This is a genomic window from bacterium, from assembly GCA_020444065.1.
Classification (GTDB): Bacteria; Sumerlaeota; Sumerlaeia; order SLMS01; family JAHLLQ01; genus JAHLLQ01.
This window is the reverse complement of record JAHLLQ010000007.1, coordinates 238,809-254,082: the sequence shown is the minus strand read 5'-3', so window position 1 is coordinate 254,082 and position 15,274 is coordinate 238,809. Positions and strand designations below refer to the sequence as shown.

Genomic DNA, 15,274 nt, shown 5'->3' with positions numbered 1-15,274 from the left:
GCACCCCGCGCCTCAGCCTCCCAGCCAAACGCCCAAAACGTCCCCACATCCACCAACAACCCCGGATGCTTGAGCAGGGATGCTCAAGTCACCTCAGGAACAGTTCAAGTTCCGCGTCCACTCTCGAGGTGACTCGGGCATCCTGCCCGAGCACCCCGCGCCTCAGCCTCCCAGCCAAACGCCCAAAACGTCCCCACATCCACCAACAACCCCGGATGCTTGAGCAGGGATGCTCAAGTCACCTCAGGAACAGTTCAAGTTCCGCGTCCACTCTCGAGGTGACTCGGGCATCCTGCCCGAGCACCCCGCGCCTCAGCCTCCCAGCCAAACGCCCAAAACGTCCCCACATCCACCATCAGCCCTGGATGCTTGAGCAAGGATGCTCAAGTTACCTCAAGCACGCACACCCCAACAAGAAACCACCCCTCGTCTCGCGACGAGGGGTGGTTGCTATCTGCTTCCTTGAGACGCGGCCGATTACTTCGCGGCGGCCTTCAGGTCCTTTGCGAGGTCCTTCTTCTCCCACGTGAACTCCTTCAGCTCGCGGCCGAAGTGTCCGTAGGCGCTGGTCAGACCGTAGATCGGGCGCAGCAGGTTCAGGCGCTCGATGATCGCGTGCGGGCGCAGGTCCACAGCCTTCGCGACGATCTTGGCGATGTCGCGATCCGGCAAAGCGCCGGTGCCGTCCGTCTCAACGAGAACGGAGACCGGCTTGGCAACGCCGATGGCGTAGGCAAGCTGCACTTCAGCGCGCCTGGCCAACTTCGCCGCGACGATGTTCTTGGCCAGCCAGCGAGCCGCGTAGGTCGCCGAACGGTCGACCTTGCTCGGGTCCTTGCCGCTGAATGCGCCGCCACCGTGGGCACCCTTGCCACCGTAGGTATCGACGATGATCTTGCGGCCGGTCAGGCCCGTGTCGCCGTGCGGTCCGCCGACTTCAAAACGGCCGGTCGGGTTGATGTGGTACTTGATCTTCCCGTGGACGAGTTCCTTCGGCAGGATCGGCTCGATGACGTGCTTGATGACGAGATCGTGAATCTGCTTCTGGGAAATGTCGGGATCGTGCTGTGTCGAGATAACGACCGTGTCGATGCGCTTCGGCGTGTCGCCGTCGTACTCGACCGTGACCTGGCTCTTGCCGTCGGGACGCAGCCACTTCATCTTGCGATTGTTGCGGCGAACGTCGGCCAACTGCTTGGTCAGCTTGTGAGCCAGCAGAATCGGAAGGGGCATCAGTTCCGGCGTCTCGTCGCAGGCGTAGCCGAACATCATGCCCTGGTCGCCGGCGCCCTGCTGTTCGGGCTTCTTGCGACCAACGCCACGAGCGATGTCGGGGCTCTGGGTGCCGATAACGTTGATGACGCCGCAGGAATCCGCATCGAAGCGATACAGCGGATCCGTGTAGCCGATCCGGCGGATCGTTTCGCGCACGACCGTCGGCAGATCGACGTACGTCTCGGTCGTGATCTCGCCGCCAACGACTGCCAGGCCGGTCGTAACGAACGTCTCACACGCCACGCGAGAATAGGGATCGTCCTTCAGGCAAGCGTCCAGGACGGCGTCCGAAATGGCATCGGCGACCTTGTCGGGATGGCCTTCCGTGACCGATTCCGACGTAAAGAGGTGAATTCCTTTCATGACTTCTTCCTTTGTGAATAGTGTTCAATATTCAGCGGGCGGCTCAATCACACCCGTCCAGTTCTTCCCATCAGGAGACGAAACTGCATAGAAAACGCCTCCGGGCCGGTGCAAGCCATATTGGAGCGCCTGCCGTGCCAACCCCGCGTCATGACGCGTTCCGCCTAAAGGCCACGCCCCGCCAGGATGTCCATCACCAGGAGATTCCCGTGGCGTTCCTCCCCGATTGTCGTCACCGGGCTGTGACCGCTGTAGACGCGATAATCGTCCGGCAACTCCATCAGGCGCTTCAGGCTCTCCGCCAGCACCGCCGGGTCACCGCCCGGCAAATCGCACCGGCCGATCGCCCCTCGCATCAGCACATCGCCGCCGAAGAGTAGCTTCTCCGCATCGCAGATGATCGCCACCGAACCCGGCGAATGCCCCGGCACGTGAATGATCCGCCACGACCTTCCGAGCGCCTCAAACTCATCGCCTTCGTTCCAAAGCGCATCCGCCGGCTGGGGCTCGAACGGCAGCGGAATCCACGACGCCAGATTCTTGTCGCCATCCGTCAGCCAGTCTTCCTCCAGCGGGTGGATCGAAATCGGCGCGCCGGTCAGACGCTTCATCGCGGCATTGGCGCCGATGTGGTCGATGTGCCCATGTGTGTTCCAGATCGCCGCCACTGTGATCCCAGCATCGGCGATCGCCTTCTCGATCAACCCCGGGTCGCCGCCCGGATCCACGATCACGCCTTCCTTCGACTCGTCGTCGTACGCAATATGGCAATTGGCCTGCAGCATCCCGACAGGGAACGATTCAATCTTCAACATCTCCTACTCGCCTTCCTTCAAATTCATGTATTCCAAGAACGGTCCCGGGCGCTGGTAGCCGTAGAAGACGTACGGTTCGCGCTTCGGGTTCTTCCGTTCGTACAGCACAAACGCCGGCGTCCCGCTTCGGCCCTTGAAGTACTTCACCGAGACCTCGCGCGCTTGCCGCGCATGCAGGGCCACCACCGTATCCCAGCCGCCTTCGCGCACAATCCGGCCCACCTGCTCAAGGCCTTGTTCAGGCGCAATAATGTCCGAGAACAAATGCACGCCCTGCGGGACGGACTGCAGCGTCACCGGGTGCAGCCGTTTCAACGTCTCGTCAAAAGGCACGCCGGCCATGGCCGAAGCCGTCGCCGCGATGATCTTCGTACGCCCCTTCTCGATGCCCTTCGCCGCGAACAGGAACTGGATGCGCAACTGCCCCGTGTCGACCGCTTCCTTAATCAACGTCGGCAGGGTGTTCTGCTCGAACCGCCGACAGATCGGACAGGCGAAATCCGTCAGCACAACCATCTCGTACGGCGCGTCGTCCGAACCGAGCGAAGCCGCCCTCAACGCGCCCTCGATCGCCGTCGGGTTCGTGTGGCCCAACCCCTCATTGGCCGCCGGCGGCTCGACATCGATCACGTGCCGAATGACCTCGGCCTCCGGAGCGGCGCCCTCCAGCATCGGGAAAGTCACCAGCGCTACCGCCACACCGACGATCGGCGCGCCGACGCCCCAGGCGATTCCCATGCGGCGGACGGCTCCCAGCCCCGGGGCCAGCAGCGCCGCCGTTCCGGCCGACAGAACCGCCGCCACCTGGCAGAAGACACACATCTTCGCCGCGCCGACCCATTGCTCGCCGGCGAATCCCCACGAGGCCCCAGCGTGCGCCAAAGCGGCAACCGCCGCCGCGACCTTCAGCGCCGGAGTGGCGCGCTTCCAGACCGCCGCCGCCAGCGCCGCGACCACTGCCATGGACAACAAGCCCAACAGCGATAGCGGTACGCCCGCCAACGTTGCGCCGCCGCAGCCTTCGCCGCAAACGGCCCCGATGTCCGCATCCGTCACCTCGGTATAGAACAGGAAACCCGCAACCAGCATGTGGAACGCCGCGAACCCGATCGCCCACGGCTCCAGCCGCAACGGAGGCGGCTCCGCCCTCCGCCGGGGCGGTGTCGGCGGGCCTTGAGGAGACTGCTTGGGCTGTTTGCGAGCGGGCTTCTTCGACATGATGACGGCTTTATCCGCGGCTGCACGCCGCCACGGCAAGAGACAAGTCACCAAAACCCAAGCCAATAGCGGGCCGGGCACCCAGCGAAGACGCTTCGAGGTAACTCGGGCATCCTGTCGGAGTCCTTCCAACCTCTCGCCCACACAGACGCGCTCGAGACACCCCGTGGCCTGACCCGAAGTCCCTTCGCGCAGCCACGTCTGAAAAACCGTCGGCGCTCAACCCGGCCCCATAGCCTATCCCCCACCCTAGCCCGAAGGGCTTACACAATCCAGCCCAGGGTAAGCCGAAGGCGCCACCCTGGGTTACGCGCGCCACCCAACCGAACCCCAACGGGGTTCAACAGAAGATGCCTATTCACCCATACCCCATCTTCGCATACACGTCTGCTCCCAAAGCTCTTCGAACTCCTTTTCGAACTTAGCGAAGCCAATTTCAACCAAATCGCTTCCCATGAGAGCGGCCACTTCCTTCTGCTTTTCTAGCAGACCTTTGGCAAGTTCATCGATTTCGGCCTCAAGTGTATCCATACCTGCATCCAAAAACGCCAAGACTGGCTCCAGAAAATGCCAATCAGTCCCGCCAGAGGGACGGATCTCAATGCTGGCAACTCCTCGATCGCGGCTCACTCGAAGGTGAAACCTCGGGGAACTTGCAACAACGAGTATATTGCCGAAATTCATCTCATCGAAGCGCTCACTGATAACGCGCATTCCTTGCTCCTCGACAAAATCAACAAGCGCGGGGGAGACCTTGTTCAACAACGCACACGCCATGTTCCTTGCCTCCAAGAAGATCGCAGGTCATTAGGGACCCAAGTGGATAGACCTTCAAACATCCTCTCCATCTGACCAACACCCACCTAGGGGAACAATCGCAATCCCGACGCATCACTCACAACCCGAAGTGACTCGGGCACTTGTCAGGCCGAAGACTCGCGCGAAGGCTGATCCTGCCCAAGCCCCGCCAAACCCTCGCCCCACACACGCGCGCTCGAGCCCCGACCCTAGCCCGAAGGGCTTACACAACCCAGCCCAGGGTAAGCCGCAGGCGCCACCCTGGGTTTCGCGCGCCACCCAATCGAACCCCACCGGGGTTCAACACAACACCTACCGCCCTTCGTACAATCCCCACGCATCGATGGCGCTCGTGGTCACTCCCCCGCCGTAGACCGCCGGGCCGAACGTCATTCGCCGCCCTGAGCCGTCCAGTTCCTCTAGAAAATACGCGCGCGCGTCGCTCGCGCCGGAGAGCGGCTTCGGATCGTCGAACCAATAGTCGGCGCCGGGATTTCCGATCGCTGGGATCAGCGCATCGTTCAGCGCCGCCCCTCGGCGCCACGCGGGCCCGATCGCTTCCGCTCGATAGACCACGAACCCGAGGCTGTCGATTTCCGCGCTCGTAGACCAGCGCACACGAGGCCCCTGGTCCGGGCCGTTCCAGACGGCGTCGAAGCTTGACAGGTCGACGAGCAACACGATGCCCGTCAGATCGAGCGCCTCTGCCAGCGCCGTGATGACGTGTTGCGGATCGTCACGCACGTCGGGGTCTTGCTCGATGTGCAGGAAGCGATCGGACGCCGTGATCGCCGCCGTGTCGCACGCGTCGAGAGCCGCCACGCCGTTCGTGATGCGTCCCTGGATGTTGTTTGTCGCACCGAGTTCATCCGCCGTGTCGCCGAAGACGCCGGTCGTCGTCAGGTCGCCGTTCGCCATGTAGTTCTGCGCATCGAGCCGCTGGGCGAAGACTTGCACGAGCGACCCCGGCGCGGGCACCGCATCGATCCCGTTGGAAGCGACAACGTCGTCCGTCAACGTCGGATGATTCGCATCGCCGGGACAGCAGAACCCATGAAGCTGCACGTGCGTCATCGTCGGCTGCACGGCCTCCAGGCGCCGATGCGCAGCGTGGAAGAAACTGTCCGTCGCGTGGGCGACATCGCTGACGCGGTAAGGCACGCCGCTGGTCAGTTGCCCGTCGCAGAGCGTATCCGTCGTCGCATTGTTGCGGTGCGTGCCGGCCACCATCGCCCAGCGCGGTTGCAGTTGCGGAATCGCCAGCCCAAGCTCGTCCAGTGTGAGGCTGTCGTAAACCGGGTGCGGCGCCTGCAGACACAAATCCGGCCGCGTGTCCGGGCCGAACCCGACAACGAACGTGCCCTGGCCGCGGAACCCTGGCCGCCCCGCGGCGACCTGCTCGCGCAACAACATGAACGTCTCGCCAGAGCCCTCGTCCAGGAACTCGACAACCTCGTACCCCAACGGAACCGCGTCGGCGAAAGCCTCCTCGAACTGTCCCGCCAGCATGCGATCGACCAAGCCCTGGAACGCCGCCTGATCGCCCGGCGAAGGCGGCAGGAAATCCGACGGCATTTGGTCCGCAAAACGCGCAATCCGCCGATCCGGAAACAGCGTCGATTCCAGTTCTGCGAACCACGCGGGCATGCTATCCGTGATGCGAATCGGTCGGAAACCGGACGCGGTCGGCACACGATCGGATGGATTCCCGAGCCGAACCTCGTCGCGCGGAATCGCTTCCCAGTCCGCCGGCGAGGTCGGGTTCGTCACCTGGAACACGCCGTTCGTCGAGCGCCGCCGCAGCGCTCCCCCGCCGTACGTCGAGACGCTCGACAACCCGGTGAAGTCAATCGCAGCCGCATGGTACTCCGCATCGTTCGCGATCGCGTCCGTGCCCGCCGCGGAAAACAGGCTCAAGTCCAACCCGTACGCCGCCGTTGGCAATGTCACTGCGGCGATGTCCTCGCGCGAATCCGAACTGATCGCGTCGCCCGTGTCGTACCACGCCACGAAATCGCGCGGATCGCCCACCGCATCGAGCAGAAGAAGCTGCTCGTCCGTGTTGCCAAGAAAACTGGACGCGGCAGTCGCCAGGGGCGTCCGAATCCGCAGACCGTAGTTGGTGACGAGGAAGGATGCGTTCAGCACGACATCGCTGTCGACAAACTGCACGACCGCGAAATCCCCCGGCGCGAGTACCGGCAAGGCCAACGCGGGTGGAGCAAACGTCCCCTCGCTCGGCGGGCTCGATTCCACCGATGCGGGGTCCAAATCCGTCAGCACCCAATTGGTCAGATCCACCGGGGCCACCCCGGCGTTGAACAGTTCCACCGTATCCCCGCTGTCCGCCGAAGTCACGACACCGGGCAACACTTCCGTGATGAGAACCTGAGAAAACGCCGGGCGCAGCCCAGCAAGCGCCACGAGCGCAAAGAGAACAAACAGTCGCATAAGTTTCCTTCGAACCGAAACGGATTTCGCATTGAAAGAAACCAAACGGCGCCGGAACCCATCCAGGCAAGGGCAATGTTTCGGCGCTGGGAGGAGCCGGGCATGGGGATGTGACTCGCGGACCTGTCAGTCCGAAGCCTGGCGTGAAGGCTGATCTTGCTGAAGCTCCAGAGGCTTCAGAAGATCCTGCTGGGTTCACAAACTGACGCTCCGCTTCCTCGCCTCAGGCGAAAGGCCTGCTCTTGGCCAGGGATGGCCAAGCCACCTAGCGCCCCCTCTGCGTCTTTGCCCCTCTGCGCGATCGGCTCTCCCCTCGTACTCCTACTCGTACACGTACTCGCACTCGCACTCGAAATCCCAAAGCTCAAAACCGAGTACGAGTACCGCTCCGCTCAGTACGAGTTCGAGTACGCGTCGGATGCCCCCTGAGGTGACTTGTGCACTTGTCGGGCCGGAGCCTTGCGCGAAGGCTGATCTTGCCGAAGCTCCAGAGGCTTCAGAACTTCCTGCTGGGTTCACAAACTGACACTCCGCGTCCTCGCCTCAGGCGAAAGGCCTGCTCTTGGCCAGGGATGGCCAAGCCACCTAGCGCCCCCTCTGCGTCTTTGCCCCTCTGCGCGATCGGCTCTCCCCTCGTACTCCTACTCGTACACGTACTCGCACTCGCACTCGAAATCCCAAAGCTCAAAACCGAGTACGAGTACCGCTCCGCTCAGTACGAGTTCGAGTACGCGTCGGATGCCCCCTGAGGTGACTTGTGCACTTGTCGGGCCGGAGCCTTGCGCGAAGGCTGATCTTGCCGAAGCTCCAGAGGCTTCAGAACTTCCTGCTGGGTTCACAAACTGACACTCCGCGTCCTCGCCTCAGGCGAAAGGCCTGCTCTTGGCCAGGGATGGCCAAGCCACCTAGCGCCCCCTCTGCGTCTTTGCCCCTCTGCGCGATCGGCTCTCCCCTCGTACTCCTACTCGTACACGTACTCGCACTCGCACTCGAAATCCCAAAGCTCAAAACCGAGTACGAGTACCGCTCCGCTCAGTACGAGTTCGAGTACGCGTCGGATACCCCCGCAGCTACTCGTCCTTCCCCTGATCCAGATCGATCTCGTACTCATCCATCTTGCGATACAGCGTCTTCCGCCCGATCCCGAGCGTCCGCGCGACCTTCGCCTTGTTCCCTCCCAGGTCCGCCAGCGTCGCCCGGATCAGCTCGCGTTCCGCATCGCGCAAGGTCATGCCCACCGTCAGCTTCAACTGATGGCCCGCCGCCGTATCTTCCCGCACCTCCTCCGGCAAGTCCTTCGGAGTAATCTCCTTGCCCGGCGTCAGGATCGAAACGCTTTCGATCATCGTCCGCAGCCGACGCACATTGCCCGGCCACGAATAATTCTGCAGCATCTGCATCGCCTTGGGCGAAATCGAAAGCTGCCGTCCGTTCTCCTTCCCGAACTCGTTCAGGAAGTGATGCACGAGCAGCGGAATGTCCTCCGAACGCTCGCGCAGCGCCGGGATATCGATCTTGATCACATTCAAACGATAGAACAGATCCTCACGGAAATTCCCCTTCTCCACCTCCTCGCGCAGGTCGCGGTTCGTCGCCGCAATCACACGCACGTCCACCTTGATCGGTTTGCCGCCGCCGACACGCTCGAACTCATGCTCCTGCAGAACGCGCAGCAACTTCACCTGGAACTCCGGCGTCGTCTCGCTGATTTCGTCGAGAAAAATCGTTCCCTTGTCCGCCGCCTCGAAGCGCCCGGCGCGCGTCTTCACCGCGCCCGTGAACGCACCCTTCTCGTGCCCGAACAGCTCGCTCTCCAGCAGCGACTGGCTCAGCGCTCCGCAGTTCACCGCCACGAAAGGCTTCGTCCGCCGCGGGCTGTTGTAGTGAATCGCCCGCGCCACCAATTCCTTGCCCGTTCCCGTGTCGCCCTGGACCAGCACGTTCGCCTTCGTCGGCGCTACCTGGCGGATGATCTGGAAGATCCGCTGCATCGGCTGCGAATTGCCCACAATGTTCTCGAACCCGTACCGCTCGTTCACCTCGCGGCGCAGGCGCTCATTCTCGCGCTTCAGCTCGCGCCGTTCGAACACGCGTTCGATCAGCAGCTTCAGCTCGTCCAGGTTCACAGGCTTGATCATGTAGTCGAACGCGCCCGACTTCATCGCGTCCACCGCCGTCTCCACCGTCCCGTGCCCGGTCAAGATCACAAACTCCGTCTCCGGGAACTCCTCGCGGACGTGCTGGAGCAACTCCATGCCGTCCACCTTCGGCATCCGAAGGTCGGAAATCACCAGATCCACCGGGTTGTCGCCGAGCATCAGCAACGCCTGCTCGCCGTCTCCGGCCAGCAGCACCTCGCCCACCTGCGGCTCCAGGGCCCACTTCAGCCCCTCGCGGGTGTTCTTCTCATCATCGACGATCAAAATCTTGTGTGGCATAACGACGCATCTCCTGGGCGCGCGGGCAGCTTTTCGTCACCACCTCCACGCAATGGCGCATAACAGCCCACCATAATGCACGCCCTGTGCCGGAATCAAGCCCAGCCAGCAACAGCCGCCACCCAGTCATGTCAGAAGGAAACCCTACTTCTCGCCGCGGTTGACCTTGGCCGTGGTCAGCAGCGAGATCGACCGCCCGCTCTCCAACTGCGTGAACGAGCGCAACAGGCACTCGCGGCAGGCGTCCGGCGGACACGTCGAATTCACATGGCTGCGGACGTACCGATATCGCTTTCCGCGCCACACGGACCAGAAACCGTCCTCGAAGATGTTGCCCATCGTCTCGTCGGTCCAGTGCCCGCACGGCGTCACGTCGCCGGTGTGCCGGATCACCGCCATCTCGAAAGGCAGCCCGCACTCATCGACCGTATCGACGTAGTCGTCGGGCTTCACCGGCAGGCGAACGATGTGCAGGCCCGCGCGCTCGCACGCCGCCCGCGTCGCCTCCACCCTCTCCGACGTCCACATCGTCTCGTCCAGCATCTCGTCGGCGATGTCGGCCTCGTCGTAGGGCACGATATGGCGGAAGTCCACCGCCACGCCGCCCAGGTCTACCGCCAGATCGATGAACTCCTCCACCTCATCCAGGTTACTGCGCATCAGCACGTAGTTGAAGGTGACATTGGGCGTACTGGACCCCAGCCGCTCCTTCACCTTCGCCAGCGTCCTCAGATTCTCGACGAGTCGCTTGTAGTTGCCGCCCACGCGGATCGCCTCATAGGTCTCCGGCTTCGCACCGTCCATCGAGACCATCAGCGTCGTCAGCCCGCCGCGCACCAACGCCTCGATACGCGCCTCGTTCAACATCTGGCCGTTCGTGACCATACTGATTTGCGGCACGCCGTGGTCCTTCGCGATCTGCACGAACTCCGCAATCTTCGGATTCAGCAGCGGCTCCGTCGCGCAGGACAGCGTCAACGTCTGCGTCCGCGGGAATGCCTCGCGCGCCAACTTGCTGTACTGCTCCAGCGTCCAGACCTCGCGCTTCGGCAACTGGGGAAAGGCGCCGAAGAAACACATCCGGCATCGCAGGTTGCACGTATTCACCGAATCCAGAACGATCTTCAGGAACCGGTCGCCGCGCAGCCGTCCGCGCGCAGCGATCAGTTTTCGCTGCAGTTGCGTTGCTGTTCCTTTGATTTGCCGCTTCATCGCCACGTCCTATCAAGGGGGAGGACGGTTTCATCGCCCTGCCTGTCTGTCAGCACAAATCCGGCCAGCCACAACCCGCCCGAACCGCGCGAGGTTCGGATTGCCCTCCCTGCGCCTCTCCGGCATTTTACCCCCGGCGATTTCACTTTCCGATTTCTCGCAGGAGCGTTCCTCGTGAAGAAAGCTCGGCCCATTTCCCCCGGACGAGCGGTCCTGGTGCTACTGGCACTGGCCGCCGTGGGAACCGCTGTCTTTCTGCCGCCGGACCCGGCCTGGATCGTCCTGGCCACCGCCGGCTTCGGAGCCGCGTGCCTCTTCCTGTTCGCCGCGGACGCCCTCCTGGGCTGGTGGCTGAAGAACAGCGTCGGTCGCGCGGTCAATCTCCTCACGTTCCTCGCCGAGCGCTCAGGCGCCCTTCTCCTCTCCGCCGCCGCCCTCACCGCCGCCTACATGGGCCTCGTCTGGGCCAAGCTCCCGGAATCCGACCTGCGCGCCACCGTCCTCGCCCGTGGAGCCATCTCCGTCGGCGTCTTCGTCCTGACAGCCGTCATCCGCACGATGGCCGCCGCCGACAACGAGTTCATCCGTCTCCGGCGCCGCCTTCCGCTTATCTCCGTCCGGCGTCAGGTTGCCGAGGCCCTAACCTTCGAACGCACCGTCGCCCCGCGCCTCCTCGGGGCATTCATCAAGACCGGCCTGGCCGCCGCCCTGGCCCTGGCCATCGTGGTCGGGATCGCCGGGGGCCTTGTCTTCCTTGGCAACCTGATGACCGAGAACCCCGATTGGTCCACCTGGGAGCGCATTCCCTTCGTCGCGAAGATCGGCATCATCGGCGGATTCGGCACCACGGTCCTGATCGTCGCTGCGCTGATCCTGACCTGGATGCGATTCGTCGCCGTCGGGCGCGTCCGCGGACGAATGCCAAGCGGCGACGTCTGGCACCACGCCGACAAGGCCCTCGGCACCATCGGGATCATTCCGACTTTCATGACCAGCATCTGGCTCTTCCTCTTTACGCTGCTCGCTGGCTTCAGCGGCTACTACTTCGCCGATGCCCTCCAGACGCAACAGGGCCTCGCCCAACTCCCCGCCTTCCTGCTTGGCGGCGGCGGAGCCCTCGCCCTCCTCTGGTTGCTCGTCTTCTTCCCCACCCAGTGGGTGCTGCCGATGATGACAAAGCACGACTGTGGCTGGATGCGCGCCATCGAAGCCAGCACCCGCCTCGTCGGCATCGAACGCACCCGCGCCTTCACCATCGGAGCCGTCGCCGCGCTGCTCGCGCTGACCATCGTTGGAATCCCAGCCGCGATGGCATTGCTGATCGGCGCGCTCGACGACCTCGATCCGCTGATCAGCCTCCTCTTGCGCGAACGGACCCTCCGCGAAGCCAACTACATGGCCGAGGAAGCCGAAGAACTCTCCGAGATGCCGCCCACCGTGAAAAAGGGCTTCGAGCACCTTCGTGAAGGCCGCTACCTCGACGCCGTCAACACCTTCCAGATGTACCTGCGCGCGCACCCCGACACACTCGTCGCCGTCCGCGGCGAAGCCCTCGGCATGTTGTACCTGGGTAATCGCATGATGGCGCGCGATCGCCTCGATCGCTGGCTCCGTATGGATCCCGAGAACGAAGAGGCTAAGAAGCTTTATCGCGAGTGGGAAGAGGGGCTGTGGCAGGAAGGCGGAGAACGTTTTGAATCTGCGAAGGCCAGGTCCGTACAGAATATAGGGCACGGACTCAGCCCTCGCGATCTGTTGGGGAAGGAGGATCCGCCTCAGGCGTGACCCATGAAATCCACAAAACGTGAGCACCGCGAAGCTCTCGCCGAACCAACGCCGGTAACCGAAGCACCGCCAGTCTATCAACCCAGTTATGCCCCGGAAGATGGCGTCTTCCCCAGCGTCGGAATTGCTCGATTCATTTCGTTGCTGGTAGAGAACTGGAAAGAGAACCCCATCTGCCGCTATCTCTGGCGGCGCGTCCGGCCTTACGCTCTCGCCCTCGCGCTTTTCTCCACCGCGTTCTATGCATCCAACGCGATGGTGCAGCTCTCCCAGTTGGGTGGATCAACCACCAGCACCGCCGTCCTCGCCACACTGATGGGGATCATGTACCTGCTGATGCTTGCAAACGTGGTTGTCGTGGTCGCGGCACCGATCGTTTATACTCTCTGGGCCTTCAAAAAAACATACCTCCAGGACGAACCCCTCCGCGCCGCGCCGCTCTCCTCCATGGATCGTCTCTTCGGAATACTCGTTCCCGGCATTCTCGGAGTTATTGTCTTCTACATCCCATCCGTCTTCATCGCGCCCATCATGACGATCCAGGGATTCGAAGTCATGACATCCACGCTCGGCGGAGAATCGCTGCCGCTCTGGGCAACAATCTTCTGCGTCGCCTGCGCAATGCTGACTCGCGGAGTCATGGCATTCCTTTACATCACGCTCTTCACGACAATTGTCGTCCGCACACTCTCGCTCGACAAACAAACCGGCATGGCATACAAACGATCCTGGGGGAAAATCGTTCTCGTCTACGGTGCGTACATCCTTCTCTTCATCGCGCTCAGTTGCGTAATGTCGCTTCCGATGTTTCTGATCCTCATAATCGGCATCGCCGCATCGGGAGGCAACTTCACACCCGGATCAGTCTCAGCAACCGGCCCCTATCTGATCACGCAAGGACTCTCCGTCCTCGCCTATGGCGTCGGCTGCATCATCTTCTTCTACATCGCCCGTCTCTTCTGGACGAACGACACGCTCTACGTCCTCCACTACACCTTCACCCCCCCGGAGGACGCTTGATGTCGGAATTCGAAAACGAGACGAATCAATTCGCATCGGATACGTTTCCTGACGTCGAGCCCATCCGCTTCTTCCGTCTGCTGTGGCAAGCACGGAAGGCCTCCTTGGCCTCCGTGCTCTCAAAGAAATTCGCCCGCTGGATTGCACCTGTTCTCATCCTGGCACTGCTTTGGAGTGCAGTCATTGTCTTTTCGAACTGGCAGATCGACAAAACAATCGCATTGCCCGAAAACGAGGCCGGCCCATCGATCATCCTCGGCTTTGCACTTCTGGCAATTCACCTTGCCTGTGCCGCCGCCTATACACTTCTTCCCGTCTTCTTTGCAGTCGGAATTCATCGCGCCATGAAGCGAGGCGCGATCACACTCATCGGCGAAGATCCCTCCTGCACATTCTTCGCAACGCTCATCCCTTATGTCGTTCTTCTCGTCGAGGTGAAGATCGCGTTTGTCCCGAGCGTCCCCTTCCTGGCCCACATGGTTCCTGCGGGACCTTTGAACACGGAATCCATCGGACTCATATCGATTCGCTCCATTGCAGAGGTCCTGAATCTCGCCCTCGGAGTTCCACTGGAGCTCCTTTCAGGCAGCGCCATCATCCTCCGGTTCCTCGTTTCCGACAAAGTTACCGGAATCAAAAACAACCGGCCCGCAACCGGAGTCATCCTCCCCTACCTGGCAATCGGAGCTGCTGTCGCCTTTGCGGCATCCCTGCCACTCGCACTGCCTTCGACAAACGAACTGACCGTCGTCACATTTAGCGACGAGTTTGTCGCTCTCATCTCCATCGCGCTCCAGACCCTCGCCGCCTTCCTCGTTGCGCGGTTCTTCTGGAGAACAGACTTCCCCCTCTTCGAGAAAGCCTATTCAACCAACCGGGGAGAAACATAATGCCCCACCGCCACCACACACCCTCTGCGTCTTTGCGCCTCTGCGCGAAACGCTCCCCAAGTTCTCTAGCAACAGGGGCAACATCATGACAACAAAGCCCCGTGCCATCGAACAATTCCCCTACGTCAATCCGATCGCCTTTTTTCTCGGCTTATGGCAAGCACGCCGCTCCCCCCTGACCTGGCTGATTGTCCGACGATTGCGGATTCACGCCGTCATTCTCTTCGTGTTCTATTTCTTGCTGATGCTTGGGTTGTACTTGATCGTCCGATCCATCAGAAATGTCCCATTCGGCCCGGGGGGATTCCCCCGCCTGGTGATCCTCCTGGCCTACACGGTTTCCGCACTCAGCATTCTCATCTACTGTGTGTTGATTCCGATCATCTATCCCATTGCAGCCTGGAAGCGGACACTCGGTGCCGACATCACACTGCGCCTCGTCCCGCAGACTCCTTCGGAATACGTCTATGCCTTTCTCGCACCTGCAGCCGCATCAATCGTCATCCTGAGTGCAATCGGCATGCTCAGCGCCCTCTTCGCCCAGTTGGATTCGTTTGCCCGAGAGGCAGATGGACTCGCCAGCCTGCTGATGACGCTGTTTGAGCAAGTCGTCGGATTGATCGGAGTAATCGCAATCATCAGCGCCTTTATTCTCCGCGTACTCAGTCTGCGCCGATTCGCCGGATCGACGGAAGGACGAGGCTGGTTCTCCATCGTCAAGATGCTCATCGTTCTCATCCTGGTGGTCGTTATCTTCGAGCTTCTCATCAGTCTCCTGATGACCATTCTACCCCGCGGTCCGCTCTCGGTTTATGGGATTGTCCACACGATCGCTCAGGCGCTGTTGCTTTATTCCATTTCGTATCTCTTCTGGTGCCGCGATTTCGAGATCCTTGAGTTCCACACCTTCGCCGCCCGGGAGGCCGCCTGATGTCCCGCCGCCCATGCGCCCCCTCTGCGTCTTTGCGCCTCTGCGCGAAACTCTCCTCGAACACTCCGATGGAATGCG

Annotated in this window: 11 protein-coding genes; 4 read left to right on the top strand and 7 right to left on the bottom strand. The window is 62.0% G+C overall.

All coding sequences use genetic code 11. The features are described from left to right. Positions 1-477: 477 nt before the first annotated feature. From metK to KQI84_16780, 7 genes are all read right to left on the bottom strand, one after another. Positions 478-1,638, bottom strand: coding sequence for a methionine adenosyltransferase (gene metK, locus KQI84_16810; GenBank protein ID MCB2156539.1), 1,161 nt, complete (start codon positions 1,636-1,638; stop codon positions 478-480). Between the two features lie 164 nt (positions 1,639-1,802). After that, positions 1,803-2,453 (bottom strand): MBL fold metallo-hydrolase, encoded by a 651-nt coding sequence (locus tag KQI84_16805; GenBank protein MCB2156538.1) that lies wholly within the window; start codon positions 2,451-2,453, stop codon positions 1,803-1,805. Positions 2,454-2,456: 3 nt separating this feature from the next. Next, a complete protein-coding gene (locus tag KQI84_16800; protein MCB2156537.1) occupies positions 2,457-3,671 on the bottom strand; it encodes a thioredoxin domain-containing protein in 1,215 nt (404 codons plus the stop codon). Positions 3,672-4,025: 354 nt separating this feature from the next. Next, a complete protein-coding gene (locus KQI84_16795; GenBank protein ID MCB2156536.1) occupies positions 4,026-4,448 on the bottom strand; it encodes a hypothetical protein in 423 nt (140 codons plus the stop codon). 333 nt (positions 4,449-4,781) lie between these two features. Continuing rightward, entirely contained in the window at positions 4,782-6,920 is a 2,139-nt protein-coding gene (locus KQI84_16790) for a lamin tail domain-containing protein (GenBank protein MCB2156535.1), read from the bottom strand. A 1,070-nt stretch (positions 6,921-7,990) separates the two neighbouring features. Beyond that, a complete protein-coding gene (locus KQI84_16785; GenBank protein ID MCB2156534.1) occupies positions 7,991-9,358 on the bottom strand; it encodes a sigma-54 dependent transcriptional regulator in 1,368 nt (455 codons plus the stop codon). Positions 9,359-9,502: 144 nt separating this feature from the next. Further along, positions 9,503-10,570 (bottom strand): radical SAM protein, encoded by a 1,068-nt coding sequence (locus KQI84_16780; GenBank protein ID MCB2156533.1) that lies wholly within the window; start codon positions 10,568-10,570, stop codon positions 9,503-9,505. A gap of 174 nt (positions 10,571-10,744) precedes the next feature. Here KQI84_16780 and KQI84_16775 point away from each other — a divergent pair, with 174 nt between their 5' ends. The 4 genes from KQI84_16775 (at position 10,745) to KQI84_16760 (ending at position 15,196) form a co-directional block, all read left to right on the top strand. Further along, positions 10,745-12,355 carry a hypothetical protein gene (locus tag KQI84_16775; protein ID MCB2156532.1) on the top strand — a complete coding sequence of 537 codons (1,611 nt, stop codon included), beginning with the start codon at positions 10,745-10,747 and terminating at the stop codon, positions 12,353-12,355. Positions 12,356-12,358: 3 nt separating this feature from the next. Continuing rightward, the gene (locus KQI84_16770) at positions 12,359-13,375 is read left to right on the top strand and encodes a hypothetical protein (protein MCB2156531.1); all 1,017 of its coding nucleotides are present in this window, start codon (positions 12,359-12,361) and stop codon (positions 13,373-13,375) included. Next, a complete protein-coding gene (locus KQI84_16765) occupies positions 13,375-14,265 on the top strand; it encodes a hypothetical protein (protein ID MCB2156530.1) in 891 nt (296 codons plus the stop codon). The genes KQI84_16770 and KQI84_16765 overlap by 1 nt, the downstream gene beginning before the upstream one ends. An 85-nt stretch (positions 14,266-14,350) precedes the next feature. Further along, positions 14,351-15,196 carry a hypothetical protein gene (locus KQI84_16760; GenBank protein MCB2156529.1) on the top strand — a complete coding sequence of 282 codons (846 nt, stop codon included), beginning with the start codon at positions 14,351-14,353 and terminating at the stop codon, positions 15,194-15,196. Positions 15,197-15,274: the final 78 nt, after the last annotated feature.